Genomic DNA, 22,473 nt, shown 5'->3' with positions numbered 1-22,473 from the left:
CTTAAAAATTAAATACTCCAAGAGAATAAAGAATAAATGCCACCAATACTACAAAATTGATAACAGAAAACCAGGTTAAGCATTTTGCATAACCTTTTACGGTATTCAAGCTCTTCTCTAAAGTATCATTTTCCTCTAACTTAACGGTAAGCTCTTTGATTAAGTCCTGCATATTGCGGTAGCACTTTACATCTTCGGTATGTATTTTCTCAGCCAGTTCCAGTTTCATGCTGTCTAACTGCTGGGAAATTTCCTGTAAAGATGCCTGCATCTGTGCAGTCTGTTCTGCGGTTCTTCCTGTGGAATCACTTACGTCTGCTGCAATCTTTTCAGACAGTGCATTCAATTTTTCTTCTACACGGTTAATCATTTCTTCCATCTGACCGTGTACTCCGGTAAGAAGAACATCTGCTTCTGATTTACGTGCATTTAAAACATGCTGCAGTTCTTTTGCTTTTTCTTCTCTTTCATCTACGATATTCTGTAATTCCTGCACTTTGTCTTCTTTTGTAACAAGCAAAGCCTGAAGCTGTTTTGCTTTCTCACGGAATTCATCAATCTGCTTTAATAAGAAATCTTCCTTATCCATTCCTTTATCCACCTTACTGTTTGTCCTCTCTGACCTGTTATGCTGTTCGTTTTCTTTTAACGAAGGGGCTGCCTTTCTGGTCTCTGTATTTCTTATCTGTACCTTCTGCTGTGTCACCGGCTCTTTTCTGCTTCGATCCGGCGTCCCATAACTCTTCGCATTTTTACGGCAAAACATCGTTTTCAGCACATCAAAAAAGCTTTTCACTACCGTCTTCCTCCTGCGGAATCTCTTCCATTCCTATTACTGCTAGACACATTCTAGCATTTACCCTGTGATTTGTCCAGCAAATGCTCAACCATTGCTTTCTCCTTTGCTGTCAAATCTGCATCTGCCAGCAAATCCGGTCTTCGTTCCATGGTTCTTTTAATGGATTGTTCTCTCCTCCATGCTTCTACCTTTGCATGGTCTCCGGAAAGTAAAATAGCTGGAACTTTCTTTCCCATCCAGTCTTCCGGTCTGCTATACTGCGGATATTCCAATAAATTTCCTTCAAAGGATTCTGTGGTTCCGGATTCATCATTTGCCAGTACGCCAGGCACCATACGGGATATCGCATCCACCATGACCATTGCCGGAAGTTCTCCTCCTGTCAGCACATAATCTCCAATCGACACATAATCCGTCACAATTTCTTCTAACACACGTTCATCGATGCCCTCATAATGCCCACAAAGCAGTACCAGGTCTTCTTCCTTCGCATAATCCTTTGCCATTTCCTGCTGAAACGTATTGCCCTGAGGTGTAAGATATACTGTTCTTGGCTTTCTTCCAATCTTCTGCGCCACTGCCTGCCACGCATCATAAATCGGCTGTGCCTGCATTACCATCCCGGCTCCGCCACCATACGGATAATCATCTACTTTTTTATGACGGTCTAATGTATAATCCCGGATGTTAATTGTTTCTATATTTAAAAGGCCTTTGCCAACTGCTCTTCCGATGATACTGGTATTCAGTCCCTGTTCTACCATATCCGGAAATAATGTTAATATATGAAAATTCATTTTGCTACCTACTTCTTATTAATATCACGAAGCCCATTTAAAAGGTGTACCGTAATGGTGCCTTCCTCTATATTGACATTTTTTACACAATCCTTAATTGCCGGAAGTAAAATATCATCTTCCCCATCTTTATGTAATACATAAATGTCATTTGCACCGGTCTGAAGTACATCCTTTACTTCACCTAAATCTTCTCCGTCATCTCCGACTGCCTTTAAGCCAATCAAATCAGCCACGAAATACTCATTCGGAGCCAGCTTTACAGCATTTTCCCTTGTTACATATAGCCCTCTGCTCTTATACTTCTCTACATCATTTATATTATCAAATTCTTTGAATTTTAATATTACCAGATTTTTAAAGAAGCGCGCCTGTGTAACCTGAAGCTCCATCGGTTCCTTTCCAGTATCCAAAAATACCTGCTTCAGCTTTTTAAAACGCATGACATCATCTGTTGTCGGATATACCTTCACTTCGCCACGCACACCATGTGTATTGGTAAGTACTCCTACCTGCAGCATTTCTTCCTTCCAGTCTTCCTGCACTTTCTTCATATCCTATCCTCTTTCTCTCATACTTCCCGTTCTTCAGGCAAGCCTGAATTTAATTATACAAAAGAAGCATAACTGCCGCAAGTAAAAAAGGTAAGATTCTTAAGAATTCTTAGGAATCTTACCTTCTAACGGTCTCTTACTTTTTTATAATCAAAATTGCTCTTATAAATTAAAGTTTTCTACATTTCGCACTTTTGCAGTATCCGTTGCAGTAATCTGCCGGATTCCGCTCTGTTCAATGTTCTCTCCCACAAAGAACTGATACTGCTGCAGTACCTGATCTTTGTGCATATCGGATAATGCCTTCTCAACATCCAGACTATGTATATCACTTTCAGAACCTTTCATCTCGTAGGTACGATCCGGCTGGTACTGTGCTGCATAATCTGCTGCCCCAAAATCCTGTTCTCTTCGTACCGGAGTCTCTAAGGTATCCTTCTGCTGCTGTTCAGATGCACCGGCATCTGCTACCGCCTTAACAACCGGTGTATCTTCTACTGCATTCCGGATATTCTGTATGCTGTTGTAATCGTAAAATCCCGCATTGGGACGAATTCCTGAAATATTCATAACGATCACGTTCCTCACATCATAATTATCTGCTACTAATTTTATCGGATAAATTCAACAAAAATTAACCCTTTTCTCCTAAAAGATTTTCTTTTATTTATCCAGCATTTTCTTTAACTCATTCATAAAGGTATTTACATCCTTAAATTCACGATATACAGATGCAAAACGAACATACGCCACTGCATCTAAATCTTTAATCTTATCCATCAGAATCTCACCAATTACGGTACTTGGGATTTCCTTTTCTTCCCGATTAAAAATCTCTGTCTCCACTTCATCAACCAGTCTGGTTATCTGCTCCACGGATACCGGTCTCTTATGGCAGGCACGAAGTACACCTGCTTCAATCTTGGAACGGTCATACTGCTCTCTGCAGTTATCTTTTTTTATTACAATCAATGGAATTGTCTCAACTTTTTCATAAGTTGTGAAACGTTTTCCACAATCATCGCATAATCTTCTCCGGCGAATGGAGTTATTGTCATCTGCCGGTCTCGAATCAATTACTCTGGTATTTTCACTGCTGCAAAATGGGCACTTCATCTTTTTTCTCCTATTCTAAAAACTACGCAAAACACGCTTTTTGAATTTTGCGTAAATAATACCGTTTTTCCATCACCAAATGTTCATAAAGAACTGCTGATATCAGCTTTTACAAATATTGGTCGTACTATTTTTAGTATAACTTTCTCGTATTCTTATGTCAACTAACTTTTCACATCTTCTACACAGACATCTACCAGAATAATATCCGGTCCAATCCGCACAACACGTTTCCATGGAATAATATATTCGCATGCCGGACAAAAAATACAGAAAAATTTTCCCGGCGCAGCTACAACCAGTGCACAGATTCTTCCATTGCACTCATCCAGTTCCAAATCCACCACATTTCCCAGGCAGCAACAGTCTGCAATATTAATCACCTGCTTTTCACACAATTCACAATAGCGTATCATGTGCCTGCCCCACTGTGCCTTTTCTTCTATTTATACTATGCCGGATTTTTCAAAAGGTTCCTTATACGTTGAAACGGAATAAAATAATATCTCCATCCTGAACAACGTAATCTTTTCCTTCCAATCTTACCAGTCCCTTTTCTTTTGCTGCTGTCATGCTTCCACACTCAATCAGATGGTCATAGGATACCACCTCTGCACGTATAAATCCACGCTCGAAGTCGGTATGAATCTTTCCTGCCGCCTGCGGTGCCTTGGTTCCCTTGGTAATAGTCCATGCTCTTGTCTCATCTTCTCCTGATGTAAGGTAGCTGATAAGTCCTAACAATTTATAACTTGCTGCAATCAGTTTCTCAAGACCGGATTCTTTTAATCCAAGGTCCTCTAAGAACATTGCTTTTTCATCATCATCTAATTCCGCAATTTCCTGTTCAATCTGTGCGCAGATAACAAATACTTCACTGTTTTCTGCGGCTGCCTGTTCTCTTACTCTTGCAACATGTGGATTGTCTGCGCCATCATCTGCAAGGTCATCCTCACTTACATTTGCTGCATAGATAACCGGTTTTGCAGTTAATAAATTATAAGATGCAAACCATGCCTGCTCGTCCTCATCATCACTCAACGGATAAGTCTTTGCCATCTTTCCTTCTTCCAGATGTGCCTTTAAGGATTTCAAAAGTGCCTCTTCTTTTGCAAGTGTCTTGTCCATTCTTGCCTGCTTGGTAACTTTTGCAATTCTTCTTTCCAAGATTTCAATATCAGAAAAGATAAGCTCTAAATTAATGGTCTCAATATCACGAACCGGGTCAATGCTTCCGTCTACATGGACTACATTGGTATCTTCAAAACAACGTACAACATGAACGATGGCATCTACTTCACGAATATTGGCAAGGAACTGGTTTCCAAGTCCCTCTCCTTTGCTGGCTCCTTTTACAAGTCCTGCAATATCTACAAATTCAATGACTGCCGGTGTTACTTTCTTGGAATGATACATCTCGCCTAACACTTTCAGACGGTTATCCGGTACGGTTACGATTCCCACATTCGGGTCAATGGTACAAAACGGATAATTGGCTGATTCTGCGCCTGCTTTGGTCAGTGAATTAAATAATGTACTTTTTCCTACGTTTGGTAAACCTACGATTCCAAGTTTCATTTTATCTTTTACCTGTTCGAAAATCCTTAAGTTATCAGGGTTTTCGCCTTTCTATGTTATTTTACTAAATAATTTTTCATGCAAATTTTTAAGCTGTATCAAAGTCTTTTCTGCCATGTTGGCAAAAGGAGCTTAATACAGCCTATTATTATATCATAAGTCTTATTATTTTGAAACCATCAAAATTTAAAGTTCAGAGTTTCCATCTATTGATTTGTTTTACATATCACTATAATGATATCTGCAAGCTAAAATATATACGTTTTCATCATCTATCTTATATATAAGCCTGTCTTTATCATTTATTCTTCTACTCCAAAATCCAGTCAAATTTCCTGTTAATGGTTCTGGCTTCCCGATACCTTCATTTCCATTTCTGCATATATCCTCTATCAGACTATTTATTTTCTTTAATGTCTTACGGTCTTCTGTCTGCCAATATACATAATCTCTCCATCCGTTATCGGTGAAAACTTTATTCATCCACAGATACCTCCGCAAGATTCCGAACAGAATAATTGCCCTTCTCAAGCTGTTCTTTTGATTCCATTAACCAGTCATAATTTGCTTTATTACCCATTACATAGACATTTTCCATTAAATTGTTATAGGCTTCCTCTGATAACATTACAACATTTTTATTGTCCTTTCGTGTTACAATCATTGTTTCGTAATCATCTGTAACTTTATCCATATATGTTTTCATATTATCTCGTAAATTTGTATAATTAACCGCTAGCATAAGACCACCTCCATAAAGCAATGTACAGTTTTCTGTACTTTTATTATATTGTACAGTTTTCTGTACGTCAAGTACCTCTATCTTTTTATTTTATGGAAAGATCGTATAAATCATTCTGATTTACAACAGCCAGCAATATCCCGGATGCTTTCTGCCATGTCCGCATCAATGCCCACTGCCCGTTTTCCAAAATTTTCCGGCACGACCGCTGCGCCAAGGTTTAATCTTATCAGACTTATATTTTTATGCTCCCGCACCAGTTTTTCAAATGGGAAACGGATGATGGTCGGCGTATTAAATCCAACACCAAGTTCCAATAATACAAGTTTCTTATGCACCGCTTCGCTAAGATATTCCGAGAAAAGTTTTTCCGCATGATACCATGCCTCATCCTGAACGAAATATCCGTCTTTTCTTAGATTCATATCCATTGGTCCGCCACAGACCGGACATTTCGGTACCATGTAGGATGGAATCTTACAGTCTTTTCTCGCCTGATTCATCTGGGAAAAAAGCTTTCTTGCATCATAAATCTTATTATGGCAGCCCCGCCTGCACTGAATATGAAAATAGTCTCCCTGGGTACAGAATATTTTCTCTTCCGGCAGCCCGGCTTTCACAAACTGCCCATCTGCATTGGTGCTTAATACAAATATATTTTTATCAGAAAGAGCCTCTAATAAACACTTATGAAGTGGTGTCACATCAAGCTCCATGCCACCGAGCAGTGCCTGCTTCGACCAGTAGCCCCAATAGCTTTCTTCATCCGGATACGGATAAAAACCTGCCGAATACATATCCTGCATATAGGGCCCTTTTCCATACTTTTTCTGGAATTCTCCAAAATTTTCTTCAAAAAAGCTGCCTCCATACTGTGTGCCTGCTGCCGTGCTCATTCCGGCTCCCGCACCAATCAGAACATAATCGGCATCCTTTAACATCTTTCCAGCTTCATTTATCTGTTCCTGATATGGAATATCCTGAGTGATATAATCCCTTGCCGGTATTCCGCAAAGGAAGTTTTCAAACGTTATTTTCATGTGTACTCCTTAACTTAATTTTTCTCACTTACAACAGGTTTCTGTAAAACGCTTCATCATAATCCTTAAAAACATTAAAGACTACTTTTATCCGGCTTCCGGTTCTCTTTTTATATGCTTTCACCGTTTCCACTGCAATCTCAGCCGCCCGCTCATTTGGAAACATAAATACACCGGTAGAAATGCAGCAGAAAGCCATGGACTCTAAGATCTTTTCATCGGCCGCTTCCAGACAGGACTGATAACAGGAAGAAAGGAGTTCCTCATGTTTCTTTGTAAGCCTGCCACTTACAATCGGTCCTACGGTGTGAATCACATATTCACAGGGAAGATTATAGGCAGATGTAAGCTTCGCCTGACCGGTTGGTTCTTCATGTCCCTGTCTTTGCATCAGCTTCGCACATGCTAACCGCAGCTGGACTCCCGCATAAGTATGGATACAGTTGTCAATGCAGTTATGGCCGGGCTGGTAACAGCCTGTCATTCCGCTGTTGGCAGCATTTACAATGGCACCCACCTTAAGTCTCGTAATGTCTCCCTTGTAAAGATAAAGCTCCGGCTCTAATTCTTCCATTTCAGAAAATGTCACGATTCCCTTTTCGGCATTTACCTGCTGCAAATAAGCATCCTGTATGTGCAAAAACTCTTCATCTATAGCAGATGGCATTCTGACATTCATCAGTGACCGGAGCAGTGTTTTCTGTTCTTCTTTTCCGGCTGGAATCTGCATAGTCTTATCTTCTTTCCAATATCCCTTCCGCTCTTCTAACAATCTTTCGATTAAATAACGTCTTCTCTCTGACTGATTCATGCTATCCTCTTCTTTCAATTGCCTGCACCGGACAATTTTCATAACAGCTTCCGCAGTGCAAGCAATGATTCTGCTGTATTGTAAATGGCTCGCCTTCTGTGATACAGCGTTGCGGACAACTGCTCTGACAGGTACCACATCCGATGCAGGCATCCGTTATGTAATATCCCTTTTCTTCTATTCCAGCATTTCCCAATTGATATGTCTCCCGGAATATGGGATTAACACCCAGATTAAAATATTCTATTTCTGCTCTGTCGATGCAGAAAACAATTCCGATATTTCTGGTATCGCCCGGATATACATTGCCAAGATAAGGCTGTTCTTCAAAAATAATATCCCGCAATTTTTCCTGTTCGCTCTCCGCCACTGCATAAGCTTTTCCGGACATCCGAATCATTTCCTTATATCTGGTATAACAAAGAATCTGCACTCTGCCATCCTGTTGAAGCTCCCTGCAGAAATTTTTCCCTCTTGCTGAAAAAAAGTAAATTGCATCTTCTTCATAATGTATCGCACTGATATTTCGAATCTGTGGTGCTCCATCTGTATCCACCGTTGCAAATGCCAGCACACCTACTAACTGCATTTTCTTTAAACATGTTGCCAAATCCATTTTCTGTCACCTCTATTTTATTATCACGATTTGATGATATCCATTAACATGATAGCACCTCCCCGGTAATCTCATTTCTTGTCTTCCAGCACTGTGGATCTGCTCCATAGAAATTTCCGGCCGCTCCGTTTGCAACAGCCGGACAGCCTCTGCACCATGCTTTCAGTTCGCATTTACTGCATTTTACAAATTTATCATAGTCCCGGTATTTCTCCATCTGGCAGAGCCAGACATCTGCCAGCCGGTCTTCGAATATATTTGCCACCTTGCTGTCCATCACTCTTCTGCATGCCATCACATCTCCGTTTGAAGATATTGTAATATGACAGTTTCCACAGTTGCAGCCTCCATAAATCATTCCGTCCACTGCATTCTGTGGCAATTTGAACTGACCGTTTTCATATTCGTATAATGTCCACAGATGGTCTTTTCTATTAAAATAGGTCTCACATCCCGCCGCCTCATATGCTTTATATTTCGCATCACAGATTTCCAGTAAATCTCTATACTCCTGTGGAGTCAGATTGCTGTCTACCTCTCCGCCAGTTGAGACATAGCGGGAAAATGCATATACCTTAACTTTCGCTTTTACTACCGCATCAATAATATCCGGAATTTCCTTTAAATTAGTCTTTGATACGGTGCTCATAATAATACTTTTGATTCCTGCCCGGTTAAGGCAGCCAACCTTTTCCAGTGTCAAGTCAAAGCTGCCCGGTTTGCGGAACCAGTCGTGTGTCTTTTGCATTCCATCCAAAGACATCTGGTATTTCTCGCAGCCGCACACCTTTAACATTCTGCAGATTTCATCATTTAAATGAAAAGGATTTCCCATTAATGTAAATGGAATATTTTTGCTTTTCAGCAATACCAGCAGCTTCCAGAAATCCGGGTGAAGGATAGGATCTCCTCCGGTGATATAAAAATATGGTACCCGGTTATAAACCTTGCAGAAGTCTTCGCAATTTCCTACCACTTCACGCATCTGGTCGAATGTCATGCTTTCTAATTCCCTGCATCCGTCTCCCGAAAAAATATAACAATGTTTACAACGCTGGTCACACTCATCTGTAATATGCCATTGAAACGAAAAATACTGACTCATCCTATCCTGCCCTTCTTTCCTAATCTTTCTTATTTGTCAGATGCACCACAAGCTGTTCCGCATGCTGCCGGTTTCTGCTCCGGTTTGTCTGCTGCACCACAAGCTGTTCCGCACGCTGCCGGTTTCTCCTCTGATTTGTCTGCTGCTCCGCAGGCTGTTCCGCACGCTGCCGGTTTCTCCTCTGGTTTGTCTGCTGCTCCGCAGGCTGTTCCACACGCTGTACTTGTCTTTGCGTACACTTTGTTGTTCCATCCAAAAAGATTTGATAATGCCATTTTTGTTTCCTCCTCTGATTCTTTTATTTTTCGGCAATTTCCTTGTTGCAGACTTATCATAGCAAGAGTTTTTCCACTAAAAAAGTACGCACTTTTTTATTACATAGGCACCTTTTTGTAACCACTATACACATGCAGATTTATATGTTACATTATTTTTGAATCTAATATCACAATTTGAACAAATGGAGGGAATACAGATGTTGACAAAAGACGAATTACCGGAATGTCCGGTTGCTACCACGGTCCAGTTAATCGGCAGCAAATGGAAACTATTAATTATAAGAAATCTTTTAGAAAGACCCTGGAGATTTAATGAATTGAAAAAGAATTTGGAAGGAATCAGCCAGAAGGTTTTAACAGACAGCTTACGTGCCATGGAAGAGGATGGAATTATTACAAGAACTGTTTACCCGGAAGTTCCGCCGCGTGTAGAATATGCACTCAGTGACCTCGGCGAATCCATGCGTCCGATTCTTACTGCCATGCAGGAATGGGGAGACAATTATAAAGCGACCTTTCTTTACTGAAATAGATAAGAAAAAGCACGCCGTTAAAATACACTTTTGGGCTTCACCCATTTTGTATTTCAAGCGACGTGCTTTTCTTATAATACTCTTTGAATAGCATCTACTACCTGCTGCCACTCTTCCATGGCTTTCGGATAAAAATGCTCTATCTTTTCGATGTTTTTTTCTTTTCCGGCACACTCCAGCTGGTAAAAGAAATCTCCAAGCGTTCTGGCTCCGATGCCCCAGGCTTCACCCTTTAATCCATGGGACTGGGTTACGAATGTTTTCCATAATTTGTTCATCATTTCTATATCTGTTGCAGCTTCTGAATCTATGATAGTTGCAGCTTCTTTCATTGTTACTACATGATTTACCTTAAGAGATTGGAACGCTTTCTCTAAATGATGCTGCTTCTTCTCTTTTTCTTTTACAAAGATGCCTAACAATTCTTTATAGAACTGTTCATCTCCATCCGCATAGGATAAGCCTTCTTCTGCTGCAATTCCATTCTTCTCAAGATAATGTAATAAGCCTCTTAGCTTTGTTACCTTTGTATCATCCATGTTTCCCTGGAAAACCATATTTTCTTCCGGCAGATAATCCCTAAGATATTTCTGCAGCATAATCTCCAGTGTGCCCGGTTTTACCGGTTTGGTAATATACTCTGCAAATCCTTCGTTTTTGTACAGTTCTTTTGCACCAGCTGTTGCATTAGCGGTAAATGCCACTGCCTGCGTATAATGATTTCGTCCTTTCTCATCTGCACGGATGAGGTGCAGCGTCTCTATGCCATCCGGCTTTGGCATCATATGGTCTAAAAGAAGTAAATCATATGTTTTCTCTTCACATTTTTGAACGGCAGTATTTCCATCCATCACGGTTTCCATTTTAACCTTTGTCTTATGTAAAAGATGTTCTAATACCATCAGATTCTGCTCATTATCATCTACCGCAAGAATGGTAAAGCTGCTGTAATCCGCATTCATACTTTTCGCACTCTGTTTTGTAAAATGATGTTTTTCCGATACTTCTACCCACGGAATCCGAACCGTAAAGGTACTTCCCTTTGTCACTTCACTAATCAGGCTGAGACTTCCACCCATAGCCTCTGCCAGTTGTCTTGCAATATCCAGTCCGAGACCGATTCCGTCTTTTCTGCTGTTTCTGGCATTATTGCCCCGTTCAAAGATTTCAAAGATTTTATCCTGCTCTTCTTTTCCTATTCCGATTCCACTGTCAGTCACAGTTATCTTTAAAAAGGTATCTCCATTTTCCACCGCTTTTTCTACACCCAGCTCCACAAAGCCTTCATCTGTGTATTTCAACGCATTTTCCAGAAGATTAATGATAATCTGACGGATATGTGCCTTGTCTCCATAGAAATGTTTTCCTGGTTTTAATAATGGTTCCTCCATCCGCAGCCGGAAGCTTAAAGATTTCTTCTCTGCCTGTGGTCTCATCTGGGCTGCTGCGTCATTGATAACCTCTTCTAAAGCAAATGCATCCTTCTTTATCTGAAGCGTACCACTTTCTAACCGTGAAGCATCTAACACTTCTTCTATCAGTGCAACCATACTGTCACCGGCAGATGCAATTTCTCTGGTATAACTACGGATTTTTTCTTCTGATGTTTCTTCTGAAATCACTTCATTCATACCAAGTATCGTATGCATCGGAGTCCGCAGCTCATGGCTCACTTTCATTAAAAATCTGGTCTTCGCTTCATCCGCACTACGGAGTCTCTGCATCATTTCCAAGTTTTCTGTCTGGTCGATAAACCAGAGCATGCAGCCATCCTTCTCACCATTTTCCACAATATCTTCCATACGAAGTTCATAGATGCGGTCATTTTTATGCAACAGCCTTTCCCGGTTTGTCAGTGCCTGCAGGATTTCTTTTTGCCTGCTTGCGGCACTTCCTACCTTTATTTCCGGGAAAAGTTCCTTCATACGCTGATTGACGGAAATAATTTTATTTTCTGCATCCAGGATAATCAGGCCTTCTTTTCCATGATTAAATGCATTATCCACCGCAGCCTGCAGAGAGCCAAAATATCCATAACGAATCATTGCCATCATCATGCAGAACATCATAATTGTCATGGCAATGACTACCGGATTATAACTGCCAAATACACCCAGACCCTTTAAGATTAATTCCAGTGCAAAAGTTCCCACACCTGCTATCATATAAATAATCCGCTTTTTATGAATCGGTGAACTCTCCCCGTAACGCATGATACACAAAATAAATACCGCAAGTATTACCGTTCCCAGATGTATATAATGCAGTTTCCAGATGATTCCGGGTATAACTTCAATCCGGTGATATATGCCATCTTTCAATATCCGCATTGTTTTATAAAAATATGGATGATATTCTGCCGTAAATACTCCTGTCAAAACAATTGTATTAATTACTGCCTGAATAAAATAAATAAACTTTGGAATTTTTAATCTGCCAAATTCGGATGCAAACCATAAAAATGCCATCAGAAAGCCTGCCTGTCCCACATACTGGATACACAGCCCCGCAAGTGCCTCACCAACGGTATCCGAATGCACCAGTTCCAGATGAACTCCCACCACAAACAGCATGGTAAAAATATCATAAATAATAAATGCAAGCTGTGCTTTGGAGAGCTTTTTATGAAGGCAGACTGCCAACATAAAAAGCATCAGGATAAGCGCTATAATATTTACCGACACAAGAAAATAGAACATACTTCTTTTCCTTTCGTAAAAGTCTTTTTGACTCTTTTACCATATTATAGCGGAATGCCTGATGCTTTTCCACTGATTTTATTTTGCAAATAAAGGAGTAGATAAATAGCGGTCCCCGGAATCCGGAAGAAGCACCACAATGTTCTTTCCTTTATTTTCTTTCCTTTTTGCCAGCTCAACAGCTGCCTTTAATGCAGCTCCTGCACTGATTCCCACAAGAATTCCCTCGCTGCGGGCAAATGCTCTTCCTTCTTCAAAGGCATCATCATTTTTGATTGGAATAATCTCATCATAAACAGAAGTATCCAGTGTATCCGGAATAAATCCGGCACCGATTCCCTGAATTTTATGAGGTCCGACTTTTCCCTGTGAAAGAACCGGACTGGTTGCAGGTTCTACTGCAACAATGTGTACGGACTTCTTCTGCTTTTTCAGATATTTTCCAACTCCGGTTATGGTTCCACCTGTTCCGACTCCTGCCACAAAAATATCAACGCTGCCTTCTGTCTGTTCCCAGATTTCCGGTCCTGTGGTTTCTTCATGGGCTTTTGGATTTGCCGGATTTTCAAACTGTCCTAAAATAATTGAACCTGGAATCTCTTTATGAAGTTCTTCTGCTTTTTCGATTGCACCCTTCATTCCCTTATACCCGGAGGTCAGCACAATATGCGCTCCATACGCCTGCAGAAGATTCCGACGTTCTACCGTCATGGTTTCCGGCAATGTTAAAATTGCATGATACCCTTTTGCAGCCGCCACAGAAGCAAGTCCGATTCCCGTATTACCGGAAGTTGGCTCGATAATCGTAGCTCCCGGCTTTAATTTTCCCTTTCTCTCTGCATCTTCAATCATGGCAAGTGCCACTCGGTCTTTTACCGAACCTGCCGGATTAAAATACTCCAGCTTGGCAATGATTGCCGCATCCTCTACACCTGCCTCTTTCATATAATTATGAAGATAGAGCATCGGCGTCTTTCCAATCAGTTCCGAAGCACTGTCCACTATTCCTTTCACACACGTTTCCTTCTTTCTATTCCATTCCTTTGATATATCCGGTTGCAGACTGAATTGCCACTGCACCATCTGCAACTGCTGTGACTACCTGACGCAGGCTTTTCGTCCGCACATCTCCTGCCACGAACAGTCCCGCAAGACTGCTACTGCAGTCTTCTCCTGCAATCACATAGCCTTTCTCATCGAGAACGTCAAGGTTCTTTAATAATTCCGTATTTGGAATCATTCCAACCGCTTCAAAAACACCATCTACAGCTATTGTCCCACCGTTATCTAAAATAATACCATCTACTTTATCTTCCCCGGTGATTTCCTGTACTCTCGTATTGGTAAGTATCGTTACATTGGAAAGCTCTTCTAATTTCTTTTTTGTCTTCTCTGCTCCACGGAATTCTGCTCTCCGGTGAATGAGATATACCTGTTCGCAGATATCGGATAAATACAATGCATCATCCAATGCGGTATCTCCACCACCGATGACTGCAGCTTTCTTTCCCTTATAAAAGGCACCGTCACAGACTGCACAAAAAGAAACTCCTTTTGCCAGCAGCTTTTCTTCTCCCGGCACCCCTAATCTGCGGTTCTGACAGCCTGCCGCATAGACTACGGTTTTCGCTTCTATGTTCTTTCCATCTTCACAGGAAATGACAAAGCTTTGCTCTTTTTTTGTAATGGCTGTAACCTCTGCCTCTTCAATGGTTACTCCAAGTCCTTCGGCATGCTCTAAGAATGCCTCTCCTAAAGAATAACCGTCTTTGCCCGGCAGTCCCGGGTAATTATCTACCCGGCTGCTGTATGCAATCTGTCCGGTTCCAAGATATTCTTTTTCCAGTACAACTGCATCGAGGTTTGCCCGCTTAGCATAGATTGCCGCACTTAAACCTGCCGGCCCACTTCCAATGATAACTACATCTAACATATTACCAGATCTTCCTTTGTTGATTCGTCGCCTTCAATATGAAATGAATTGAGTACCGGCTGTTCCGGTTCCATCAGAGAAAGAATCATATAGCTTGCTTTACTGTCATATGCAAGACGCTTATCTTCTTCGGATGGTCTTGAAGGAGATTCCGGATGGGAGTGCCAGTTGCCTAAAGGCATGAGACCATTGGCACGCATATCCTTTACGGCTGCTAACTGCTCTTTCGGATCCAGTGTAAAATGCTCATTGGAATGGTCGATATTGGTCAACAGATATACCTTTTCTACCACCTTATCCTCTCCGTCTTTGGTTCCTGCAATCAGTCCGCAAGCCTCTTCTGGTACACAGCTTTTGGCATGTGCCAGTATTTTTTCATAATCTGCTTTTTTTAATGAAATCATGCTATCCTCTTTCTATGTTTCATGGGTTATGTATCTGATAACATTTATTTACTGATACATTTATTTATCTGTACATTCTGCCTGTTCATAATCAATCAGCTCTGTTATGGTCGGATGTTCTCCACAAACGGCACATCCCTTGCCATTCCAAGGAAGCTTAATCTTGTGGAATTCCTGCTTAATTGCATCATAGGTCAATAACTGACCGGTCAGCAGATCTCCTACTCCAAGGATGTATTTGATTGCTTCCATTGCCTGAAGGCTTCCGATGACACCACCCATTGCGCCGATAACACCAGCCTGCTTACAGGTCGGTACGGCATCCTTTGGTGGTGGATTCTTAAATACACAACGGTAACATGGTCCCTCTCCCGGAACATAGGTCATTAACTGACCTTTGAAACGGATGATTCCTGCATGGGAAAATGGTTTCTTTGCCATAACACAGGCATCGTTAATTAAGAATTTTGCCGGGAAGTTATCGGTTCCGTCAATGATAAAATCATAATCTGCAATGATGTCCATGATATTTTCACTGGTAATGAATTCACGATATGTACGGACTTCTACATCCGGGTTCATTGCATTAATGGTCTCTTTTGCAGACTGCACTTTTGCTTTGCCAACATCTGCTGTCTGATGAATAATCTGTCTCTGAAGGTTACTTAAATCTACTTCATCTGCATCTGCAATTCCGATGGTACCTACACCTGCTGCTCCAAGATACATTGCTGCCGGTGCTCCAAGTCCGCCTGCTCCGATGATTAAAACTTTTGCATTTAAAAGTTTTTTCTGACCCTTAGCGCCAACTTCTTTTAAAATGATATGTCTGGAATAACGTTCAATCTGCTCATCCGTTAATGCCATAGCTTCCACCTCCCATGAAGTAAAGGAATTCTACATTATCACCATCCTTAAGAACGGTTGTTGCCTTTGCTTCTGTTTCTATAAATTCATCGTTAATGGATACGGTTACATATTCCGGTGTCTCTACATTTTCCTGCTCAATTAATTCCGGAAGTGTTAATCCGTCTTTTACTTCTTTCTTTTCGCCTGCTACTGTAATCTGCATAATTTCCTTCCTCTCACTTTTCTTTATTTTTATTTGTCAAGGGACTGGGTAATCCACTCCTCAAGTACCGCTTTTTTCTCTGCACCACTCTTACGGGCAATTTCTTCGCCATCCTTGAAGAGTACAATGGTTGGTACAGACATTACACTGTATTTTTCTGCCAGTTCTGAATCAAAGTTGGTATTTACTTTATAGACATTTAATTTTTCTGTCTGTTCGTCTGCGATAGCACCAATGACCGGTGACATTTTCTTGCACGGAACACAACTGTCTGAGTAAAAATCAATCAGCACCGGGAGGCTGCTCTTCAATACTTTTTCTTCAAAAGTGTCTTTTGTTACGCGTTCTGCCATTTCTTTCTCCCTTCCAGATGTTTAGTCCTCAACCTTCTTTACAATGAGGTTATAGGTTCCATCTTCGTTATTAACCAGTTTTAAAATCTGATGTCCTTCTTCTTTAATACTGCGTGGTACATTCTGTACCGGCTCGCCGTCATTCATACGGATTGCAATGACTTCGCCATCCTCTAACTCATCAATTGCAACCTTTGCCTTTACAAAAGTAAGCGGGCACACTTTATCGGTAATATCTACTGTATCATCAATCTTGATTCCTTCGATTTCCATCTTATTTCTCCTCATATAATAATTTTTATTTTGAATTTCCATTCCGATTTTTTCTTTTTCTGCTGCTTCCGGCAACTCTATTTTTCTTCAAATGCATTGCGGATTACTTTGCGGAATTCATCTTCTCCTACGCGCTGTAAAAGTAAACGGAAACGCTCACCCGGATTTGCATGCTCTTCAAAGAATCCAATGGCTGCATCAGTCACACGGAATAATGTCTCTTCATCGGTAATCAGCGGAAGTAACTGTTCTCCTTTGTAAATATGATTTCCAAATAATCCACCAAAGGATACAATATATCCGCTCTTTCCTTCCCATGCATCTGTCGGGCAGGATTTTACACAACGGCCGCAGTTGGTACATTTATCATAATCAATGGTAACTTCTGTTCCGGTACATTTGATAGCATCTTCACGGCACGCCTTTTCACAGACACCACAATTGATACATTTATCTGCTACCCAGCTTACTTCCATACCACCTTTTACACCGATATCATTTTCTTCTGCCTTAAGACAGTTGTTCTGACATCCGGTAACACCAAATTTGAATTTGTGTGGAAGCTCTCTTCCGAAGTAATGCTCATCTAATTTCTTTGCCAGGCTATAGGTATCGATACATCCGCTCGGGCAGATTTCAGAGCCCTGACATGCGGTAACGGTACGGACTCTCGGTCCACATACACCAGGTTTTACACCACCGTCTGCTAACTTTGCACGAACCTCTTCTATATCTTCAAAGTTAATAAATGGAATCTCAATGCCCTGTCTGGAAGTCATATGAACATAGCCTTTTCCATATTTTTCTGCCACATCTGCTACTGCTTTAATATTTTCTGCTGTCAGGTTTCCTCCAACTACCTGAATTCTTAAAGAAAAGAATCCTTTCTGTTTCTGGCGCATAAATCCGCCTTTTTTCAATGCCGCATAATCAATTTTTGCCATTGTCTGCTTCCTCCATTTACTCTTTGCTTTTCTCTGGTCTGCTCTGATCCATTGCCTGTCTGAAGTCTTCGATTAAATCTTCGATATCTTCAATTCCGACACTGATGCGGATCAAATCATCAAATACTCCGGCGTCTCTTTTTTCTTCCGGGGTACTGTGTACATTTAATGTAGATTCCGGATGAATCACTAATGTTTTCGTATCTCCGATATTGGAAATAATCAGCGGAAGCTTTAATGCATTGATTATTTCAAATGCCCGTTTCTTGCTTCCGGTCCGTATGGTTAAGATTCCACCAAAACGGTCCTTAAACTGTTTCTTTGCGATTTCATGCCATGGACTGCTCTCCAATCCCGGATAATTGACTGTTACATCCGGATATTCTCTTAAAAAAAACCTTGCCAGTTCTGCTGCATTGTCACAGATACGCTCCATCCGGATTCCCAGTGTCTCTAACCCGATGCAGTTATAAAATGCATTCTGCGGAGACAGACAGGCTCCTGTGTTGCGGAACAGTCCATTCCGAAGCTTGGCAGTATAGGCAAATGGTCCAAACTTCTTAAAGTCTGCCATGCCCGGATATTTTTCCACATCCCACTTAAATCTGCCGCTGTCCGTAATAATTCCGCTGATGGAATTGCTGTGACCATTGATGTATTTAGAGGAAGAATTCATTACAATATCCGCTCCTAGGGAAAGCGGCTTCACTAAGAATGCAGTAGCAACCGTATTATCTATAATGAGCGGTACCTGATGCTCATGTGCCAGATTTGCAAGTGCCGTAATATCTGTCACATCAAGTCTTGGATTACCAATGGTCTCTGCAAAGTAAAGACGGGTATGTTCATTGGTCTTTGCTTCAAATGCAGCCAGGTCATTGTTTTCCACATAATGTGTTGTGATACCAAATGCCTCTAAGTCACGGAATAAATCAATGCTGCCGCCATAGAGACTGGCACTGGATACGATTTCATCGCCGGAACGAAGGATATTACAAAATGCATTGTAGAGTGCTGCCATTCCTGATGCACAGGCAACGCTTGCTACGCCACCCTCTAACGCCGTTACTCTTTTTTCAAATGCATCTACCGTAGGATTACTGATTCTCGTATAGGAATATCCCGGTGCCTGATTATGAAAAATCTTTTCTAACTTCTCTGCCGACTCATGCGCGAATGCACTGGATTGATAAACCGGAGTTGTTGTTGCACCTGTATTTGGTTCTCCCTGAAAATCTCCATGTAATAATGCGGTATTAAACTTCATCTTACGCTCCAATTCCTGCACGTCTTATTGTGCACTAAATACTTTGAACTGCCTTAGGAAAATCTATTTACGATTATTCCTATTGGTTTTGTATGAATTATATTTTACTATATTTTTCTAATTTGTCAATACTAATTTATCAGAGCATTGTTATTTCTCTCCGAATATGTTATTTTATTCACGCAAGCGACCGCCGCAGGCGCGAGAATGTGCCAAGGCTCATTCTTTGTTCCAACAATACTTTTCAGGAAACACAATACATATTTCTGGAATAACGGAAAGGATTTCCTATGTACACGAGAAAAAAAATTATTTTATCTTTTGCCGGAATGTTTTTCCTGCTACTTCTTATGATGTTGGCAAGTCTTTTTTTCGGCAGCGTTTTATTAAATCCGAAAGAGATTTTATCCTGCCTGATTCAAAATGACCGGACTTCTGTCACAGGTCTGTTACTTTTTCATATCAGAATTCCACGGATGTTTGGCGCCATTGCTGCCGGCATGGGTTTATCCTGCGCCGGAGTTATCTTACAGACTGTTATGAATAATTCCCTTGCCAGCCCGAATACCATTGGTGTCAATTCCGGAGCCGGATTTGCCGTTATGATTGGACTTGCCATCTTCCATGGCCGTGCAGCCCATAATGCCATCTTTGCTTTTGCAGGTGCCTTCCTTACGACACTTCTTATTTTTGCTCTGGCATATATGGCAGACAGCAAACGTACTACCATCATTCTTGCAGGTATTACCGTTTCTTCTTTTTTAAGTGCAGGAATCAATACGGTAAAATTATTAAGTGATGATATCACTTTAAACCTCACAACCTTTATGATTGGTTCTCTTTCTGATGTCACCACAAAAACGCTTTTTGCTCCCGGCATTGCCATTGTCATTGCGGTTATCATCTCCTGCTTTTTCGGAAGCCACATGAATGTTCTGAGTCTTGGAGAAGATGTTGCCCGCTCCCTTGGCATTCCGGTATCGCTGCTCCGTTTTCTGCTGTTGATGCTTTCCAGTATACTGGCAGGCTGTGTGGTAAGCTATGCAGGACTTTTAAGCTTCGTCGGGCTGATTGTTCCTCATATTGCAAGACGGCTCTTCGGCAATGATATGCGGCTTTTAGTTCCTCTTTGTGTTCTCTTAGGTGCAAGTTTCGTCCTCTTCTGTGACACTCTTGGTCGTGTTATTGCCGCACCATATGAACTTCCTGCCGGCATTATTCTTTCTTTTGTTGGCGGACCGTTTTTCTTATATCTTTTATTAGGAAAGAAAGGAGGCCGCAGAGTCCATGCTTAAATTTGATTCCGTTTCCATTGGCTACCACAAGGTGCCTCTGATTAAAAATCTGTCCGTTGAAATTCCTACCGGCAGCATCACAACCATCGTAGGGCCAAATGGCTGTGGCAAAACAACGCTGATTTCCGTATTAAATAAATCCAGCCAGCTTTTTAACGGCTCTATCACATTAGATGGCGAAGATATTTATCATATGAATGGACACCTTCGTGCCCAGAAAATTGCATTTTTACCGCAGATTCGTGAAGTGATTCCTGCTCTTCCGGTTCATACCTTAGTGGAGCATGGACGCTTTCCATATCTTGGCTTCTCCAGACGCCTCACCGAAGAAGACCGCAGACTGGTGGAAGATGCCATGGAATTTACCCATGTTACGGATTACCGCAACGTTGCAACTGACACTCTTTCCGGCGGAATAAGACAGCGTGTCTTCTTTGCCATGACTTTAGCCCAGAACTGCGATACGATTATTTTGGATGAACCGACTACCTTCTTAGACTTGGTAAGCCAGAATAATTTCTACCGGATGCTTCCAATCTTAAAGGCACAGGGAAAAACAATTCTTCTGGTGCTGCACGACCTTGCCAAAGCACTTACTATTTCAGACAAACTTATCGTCATGGAATCCGGTGCCATCTGCTTTCAGGGCACTCCGGATGAATGCGTACAAAAAAACGTCTTAAATAAAGTATTTCATACTTCACTTAAGACGTTCTCTGATGCGGAAGGAACTTACTACTTCTTTGAGTAAGTTCCTTACTTTTCCAATGTTTCATTCATACTTCCCATCCGGTAACCGCAAAGGTCTAAGGTTACATAGGTAAATCCATATTCCCGGAAAGTTTTTACAATTCTCTCCCGGTTCTCCTTTTCCATCAGCTTCGAAAATTCTTCCGGCTCAATCTCAATTCTTGCCATCATTCCATGAATTCTTACCCTCACCTGATGAAATCCCATATCCAGCAACAATTGTTCCGCTTTATCTACCATTGCAAGTTTCTCTTCGGATATGGTCTCTCCATAGACAAACCGGGATGACAGACAGGCAAAGGACTGCTTTTCCCAAGTTGAAAGATTCAATGCCTTCGAAAGAACACGGATATCCTGCTTGGTAAAACCACAGTCTCTGAGCGGACTTTTTATTCCAAGCTCTGCCACTGCTTTTAATCCCGGACGATAATCTCCGTTATCATCAAGGTTAGAGCCTTCCACCACATAGGCAATTTTCTGTTCTTCTGCAATCTTTAATATCTTTTCAAATAATTCATGCTTGCAAAGATAACAGCGGTTCTTAGGATTCTGTGCAAATCCTTCGATTTCAAGTTCTTCCGATTCTGTAATAAAATGTCTTATATTTTCTTTCCGGCAAAATGCTTCTGCTTCCCCTAACTCTCTCTTTGGAAATGAACAGGAGGACGCAGTTACTGCAATTGCCCGCTCTCCCAATACATCATGCGCCACTTTCAAAAGATAGGTGGAATCCACACCACTTGAGAATGCAACTGCCACGCTGCCTAATTTTTCAAAATATTGTTTTAACGCTTCCTGCTTTTTTAACTGTTCCGGAGTTGGCGCTGCTATTTTATCCATTTCTTATGCCTCTACTTTGTTTCTTCTCTAAGTTCTTTCACCGTAGCAAGCTCCAGACCGACCTTTTCTGCGATCACATCATCTGTCAGGAGATCTAAAAGGTTTCTTGCAACACTGATTTTTTCTCTGGCAATTCCACGGGCTTCGCCAATCCTGATGCCCTGTGCCTCGCCAATTTCTATTCCCTTGTTGGTCATCTCTTCCGCAAACGTACACATTGTAATCACCTCTCCTGCTTTCGCACGTTCTGCTACTGTTTTCTCTATTTTGACATAGGTTTCATCATTTGTAAACACCTGAAGCAGATTCAAAACCGCTTCCACATGGCAGATTGCCTCCGGATGTTCCGTTTCAATGACATACTGAATGTCCATCTCAATATTGTGATGGAAAAGTGTTTCCTGATAGCCTTTATAGCGGGACTCATTGTGACAATCTCCCACATATCCAATTTTGCGATGTCCCAGAGAAATCAGATATTCCAATGCCCTTGCTGCAATTCTTCGGAAGAACATTTATAATCCGGATTATTCAAAACACGGGATACAGTGGCTGTCGAAACGCCTGCTATCGCTGCAATTTTCTTAATCGACATATCAATCCCTCCTGTATCCCGCATTTTTTACGGGGAACCGCAAAAGCGTATTCCCAGCTATTTTTATGACTTATTTTTT

General features: G+C 41.3%; 30 protein-coding genes. 3 read left to right on the top strand and 27 right to left on the bottom strand.

Annotation, left to right across the window (positions count from 1 at the left end):
• Position 1 precedes the first annotated feature (1 nt).
• The 14 genes from DWW33_RS05250 to acgA all read right to left on the bottom strand — a co-directional run bounded on the left by DWW33_RS05250 (position 2) and on the right by acgA (position 9,433).
• On the bottom strand, positions 2 to 796 hold the full coding sequence (locus tag DWW33_RS05250; RefSeq protein WP_118638995.1) for a hypothetical protein: 795 nt from the start codon (positions 794 to 796) through the stop codon (positions 2 to 4).
• 53 nt (positions 797 to 849) lie between these two features.
• Positions 850 to 1,596 (bottom strand): tRNA (guanosine(37)-N1)-methyltransferase TrmD, encoded by a 747-nt coding sequence (gene trmD / locus DWW33_RS05245; protein WP_118638994.1) that lies wholly within the window; start codon positions 1,594 to 1,596, stop codon positions 850 to 852.
• 8 nt (positions 1,597 to 1,604) lie between these two features.
• The gene (rimM, locus tag DWW33_RS05240; RefSeq protein WP_022243138.1) at positions 1,605 to 2,150 is read right to left on the bottom strand and encodes a ribosome maturation factor RimM; all 546 of its coding nucleotides are present in this window, start codon (positions 2,148 to 2,150) and stop codon (positions 1,605 to 1,607) included.
• A gap of 162 nt (positions 2,151 to 2,312) precedes the next feature.
• Positions 2,313 to 2,720 carry a hypothetical protein gene (locus tag DWW33_RS05235; RefSeq protein ID WP_118638993.1) on the bottom strand — a complete coding sequence of 136 codons (408 nt, stop codon included), beginning with the start codon at positions 2,718 to 2,720 and terminating at the stop codon, positions 2,313 to 2,315.
• Positions 2,721 to 2,813: 93 nt separating this feature from the next.
• Positions 2,814 to 3,266 carry a transcriptional regulator NrdR gene (nrdR, locus tag DWW33_RS05230; protein WP_022243140.1) on the bottom strand — a complete coding sequence of 151 codons (453 nt, stop codon included), beginning with the start codon at positions 3,264 to 3,266 and terminating at the stop codon, positions 2,814 to 2,816.
• 164 nt (positions 3,267 to 3,430) lie between these two features.
• Entirely contained in the window at positions 3,431 to 3,682 is a 252-nt protein-coding gene (locus DWW33_RS05225; RefSeq protein ID WP_022243141.1) for a YlmC/YmxH family sporulation protein, read from the bottom strand.
• 61 nt (positions 3,683 to 3,743) lie between these two features.
• On the bottom strand, positions 3,744 to 4,844 hold the full coding sequence (ychF, locus tag DWW33_RS05220; protein ID WP_117840897.1) for a redox-regulated ATPase YchF: 1,101 nt from the start codon (positions 4,842 to 4,844) through the stop codon (positions 3,744 to 3,746).
• A gap of 219 nt (positions 4,845 to 5,063) precedes the next feature.
• Positions 5,064 to 5,327: a Txe/YoeB family addiction module toxin gene (locus tag DWW33_RS05215; protein WP_118638992.1), complete on the bottom strand. Its 264-nt coding sequence runs from the start codon at positions 5,325 to 5,327 to the stop codon at positions 5,064 to 5,066.
• Positions 5,320 to 5,586, bottom strand: a complete 267-nt coding sequence (locus tag DWW33_RS05210) for a type II toxin-antitoxin system Phd/YefM family antitoxin (RefSeq protein ID WP_117840895.1) — start codon at positions 5,584 to 5,586, stop codon at positions 5,320 to 5,322. The genes DWW33_RS05215 and DWW33_RS05210 overlap by 8 nt, the downstream gene beginning before the upstream one ends.
• Positions 5,587 to 5,696: 110 nt before the next feature.
• Complete coding sequence (locus DWW33_RS05205) at positions 5,697 to 6,626, bottom strand: SIR2 family NAD-dependent protein deacylase (protein WP_118638991.1); 930 nt, start codon at positions 6,624 to 6,626, stop codon at positions 5,697 to 5,699.
• 28 nt (positions 6,627 to 6,654) lie between these two features.
• A complete protein-coding gene (locus tag DWW33_RS05200; protein ID WP_118638990.1) occupies positions 6,655 to 7,437 on the bottom strand; it encodes a protein-ADP-ribose hydrolase in 783 nt (260 codons plus the stop codon).
• Between the two features lies 1 nt (position 7,438).
• Positions 7,439 to 8,053, bottom strand: a complete 615-nt coding sequence (locus tag DWW33_RS05195; RefSeq protein WP_118638989.1) for a 4Fe-4S binding protein — start codon at positions 8,051 to 8,053, stop codon at positions 7,439 to 7,441.
• 43 nt (positions 8,054 to 8,096) lie between these two features.
• Positions 8,097 to 9,158 carry a radical SAM/SPASM domain protein, ACGX system gene (gene acgM / locus DWW33_RS05190; RefSeq protein WP_118638988.1) on the bottom strand — a complete coding sequence of 354 codons (1,062 nt, stop codon included), beginning with the start codon at positions 9,156 to 9,158 and terminating at the stop codon, positions 8,097 to 8,099.
• A gap of 29 nt (positions 9,159 to 9,187) precedes the next feature.
• Positions 9,188 to 9,433, bottom strand: a complete 246-nt coding sequence (gene acgA, locus DWW33_RS05185; protein WP_118638987.1) for an ACGX-repeat peptide — start codon at positions 9,431 to 9,433, stop codon at positions 9,188 to 9,190.
• Positions 9,434 to 9,633: 200 nt separating this feature from the next.
• Here acgA and DWW33_RS05180 point away from each other — a divergent pair, with 200 nt between their 5' ends.
• Positions 9,634 to 9,963, top strand: coding sequence for a winged helix-turn-helix transcriptional regulator (locus DWW33_RS05180; RefSeq protein WP_118638986.1), 330 nt, complete (start codon positions 9,634 to 9,636; stop codon positions 9,961 to 9,963).
• Between the two features lie 77 nt (positions 9,964 to 10,040).
• Here the strand turns inward: DWW33_RS05180 and DWW33_RS05175 are convergent, their stop codons facing one another.
• The 10 genes from DWW33_RS05175 to DWW33_RS05130 form a co-directional block, all read right to left on the bottom strand.
• A complete protein-coding gene (locus DWW33_RS05175; protein ID WP_118638985.1) occupies positions 10,041 to 12,668 on the bottom strand; it encodes an ATP-binding protein in 2,628 nt (875 codons plus the stop codon).
• 78 nt (positions 12,669 to 12,746) lie between these two features.
• Positions 12,747 to 13,682, bottom strand: a complete 936-nt coding sequence (cysK, locus tag DWW33_RS05170) for a cysteine synthase A (RefSeq protein ID WP_117699075.1) — start codon at positions 13,680 to 13,682, stop codon at positions 12,747 to 12,749.
• A gap of 16 nt (positions 13,683 to 13,698) precedes the next feature.
• Positions 13,699 to 14,601: an NAD(P)/FAD-dependent oxidoreductase gene (locus DWW33_RS05165; RefSeq protein ID WP_022243145.1), complete on the bottom strand. Its 903-nt coding sequence runs from the start codon at positions 14,599 to 14,601 to the stop codon at positions 13,699 to 13,701.
• Positions 14,595 to 15,005, bottom strand: coding sequence for a M67 family metallopeptidase (locus DWW33_RS05160; RefSeq protein WP_118056821.1), 411 nt, complete (start codon positions 15,003 to 15,005; stop codon positions 14,595 to 14,597). The genes DWW33_RS05165 and DWW33_RS05160 overlap by 7 nt, the downstream gene beginning before the upstream one ends.
• Positions 15,006 to 15,065: 60 nt before the next feature.
• On the bottom strand, positions 15,066 to 15,872 hold the full coding sequence (locus DWW33_RS05155; protein ID WP_117699072.1) for a HesA/MoeB/ThiF family protein: 807 nt from the start codon (positions 15,870 to 15,872) through the stop codon (positions 15,066 to 15,068).
• Positions 15,856 to 16,077, bottom strand: coding sequence for a sulfur carrier protein ThiS (thiS, locus tag DWW33_RS05150; protein ID WP_022243148.1), 222 nt, complete (start codon positions 16,075 to 16,077; stop codon positions 15,856 to 15,858). Before thiS ends, DWW33_RS05155 begins: the two co-directional genes overlap by 17 nt.
• Positions 16,078 to 16,106: 29 nt before the next feature.
• Positions 16,107 to 16,430: a thioredoxin gene (gene trxA / locus DWW33_RS05145; protein WP_022243149.1), complete on the bottom strand. Its 324-nt coding sequence runs from the start codon at positions 16,428 to 16,430 to the stop codon at positions 16,107 to 16,109.
• Positions 16,431 to 16,451: 21 nt separating this feature from the next.
• Positions 16,452 to 16,703 (bottom strand): sulfurtransferase TusA family protein, encoded by a 252-nt coding sequence (locus tag DWW33_RS05140; RefSeq protein ID WP_242988730.1) that lies wholly within the window; start codon positions 16,701 to 16,703, stop codon positions 16,452 to 16,454.
• A gap of 77 nt (positions 16,704 to 16,780) precedes the next feature.
• Positions 16,781 to 17,647, bottom strand: coding sequence for a 4Fe-4S binding protein (locus DWW33_RS05135; protein WP_022243151.1), 867 nt, complete (start codon positions 17,645 to 17,647; stop codon positions 16,781 to 16,783).
• Between the two features lie 16 nt (positions 17,648 to 17,663).
• Positions 17,664 to 18,914 carry an O-acetylhomoserine aminocarboxypropyltransferase/cysteine synthase family protein gene (locus DWW33_RS05130; RefSeq protein WP_118638984.1) on the bottom strand — a complete coding sequence of 417 codons (1,251 nt, stop codon included), beginning with the start codon at positions 18,912 to 18,914 and terminating at the stop codon, positions 17,664 to 17,666.
• Positions 18,915 to 19,204: 290 nt separating this feature from the next.
• Between DWW33_RS05130 and DWW33_RS05125 the strand changes: the two genes are divergently transcribed.
• Together DWW33_RS05125 and DWW33_RS05120 are read left to right on the top strand one after the other, a co-directional pair.
• Positions 19,205 to 20,209 carry a FecCD family ABC transporter permease gene (locus DWW33_RS05125; protein WP_199650715.1) on the top strand — a complete coding sequence of 335 codons (1,005 nt, stop codon included), beginning with the start codon at positions 19,205 to 19,207 and terminating at the stop codon, positions 20,207 to 20,209.
• Positions 20,202 to 20,960 carry an ABC transporter ATP-binding protein gene (locus DWW33_RS05120; RefSeq protein WP_118638983.1) on the top strand — a complete coding sequence of 253 codons (759 nt, stop codon included), beginning with the start codon at positions 20,202 to 20,204 and terminating at the stop codon, positions 20,958 to 20,960. Before DWW33_RS05125 ends, DWW33_RS05120 begins: the two co-directional genes overlap by 8 nt.
• Before the next feature lie 5 nt (positions 20,961 to 20,965).
• On the opposite strand, the gene larE is transcribed toward DWW33_RS05120, so the two are convergent.
• From larE to DWW33_RS15805, 3 genes are read right to left on the bottom strand one after another with little or no spacing between them, the layout of a single operon-like run.
• Positions 20,966 to 21,799, bottom strand: a complete 834-nt coding sequence (gene larE / locus DWW33_RS05115; protein WP_118638982.1) for an ATP-dependent sacrificial sulfur transferase LarE — start codon at positions 21,797 to 21,799, stop codon at positions 20,966 to 20,968.
• An 11-nt stretch (positions 21,800 to 21,810) separates the two neighbouring features.
• On the bottom strand, positions 21,811 to 22,314 hold the full coding sequence (locus tag DWW33_RS05110) for a substrate-binding domain-containing protein (RefSeq protein WP_118638981.1): 504 nt from the start codon (positions 22,312 to 22,314) through the stop codon (positions 21,811 to 21,813).
• A complete protein-coding gene (locus tag DWW33_RS15805; RefSeq protein WP_199650713.1) occupies positions 22,272 to 22,394 on the bottom strand; it encodes a LacI family DNA-binding transcriptional regulator in 123 nt (40 codons plus the stop codon). The genes DWW33_RS05110 and DWW33_RS15805 overlap by 43 nt, the downstream gene beginning before the upstream one ends.
• Positions 22,395 to 22,473 lie beyond the last annotated feature (79 nt).

Origin of the sequence: Roseburia sp. AF15-21 (genome assembly GCF_003479505.1) — a bacterium.
In the GTDB taxonomy this organism is placed as follows: domain Bacteria; phylum Bacillota; class Clostridia; order Lachnospirales; family Lachnospiraceae; genus Roseburia_C; species Roseburia_C amylophila.
The sequence above is the reverse complement of the archived record's forward strand: the minus strand, read 5'-3'. Positions and strand labels throughout refer to the sequence as shown.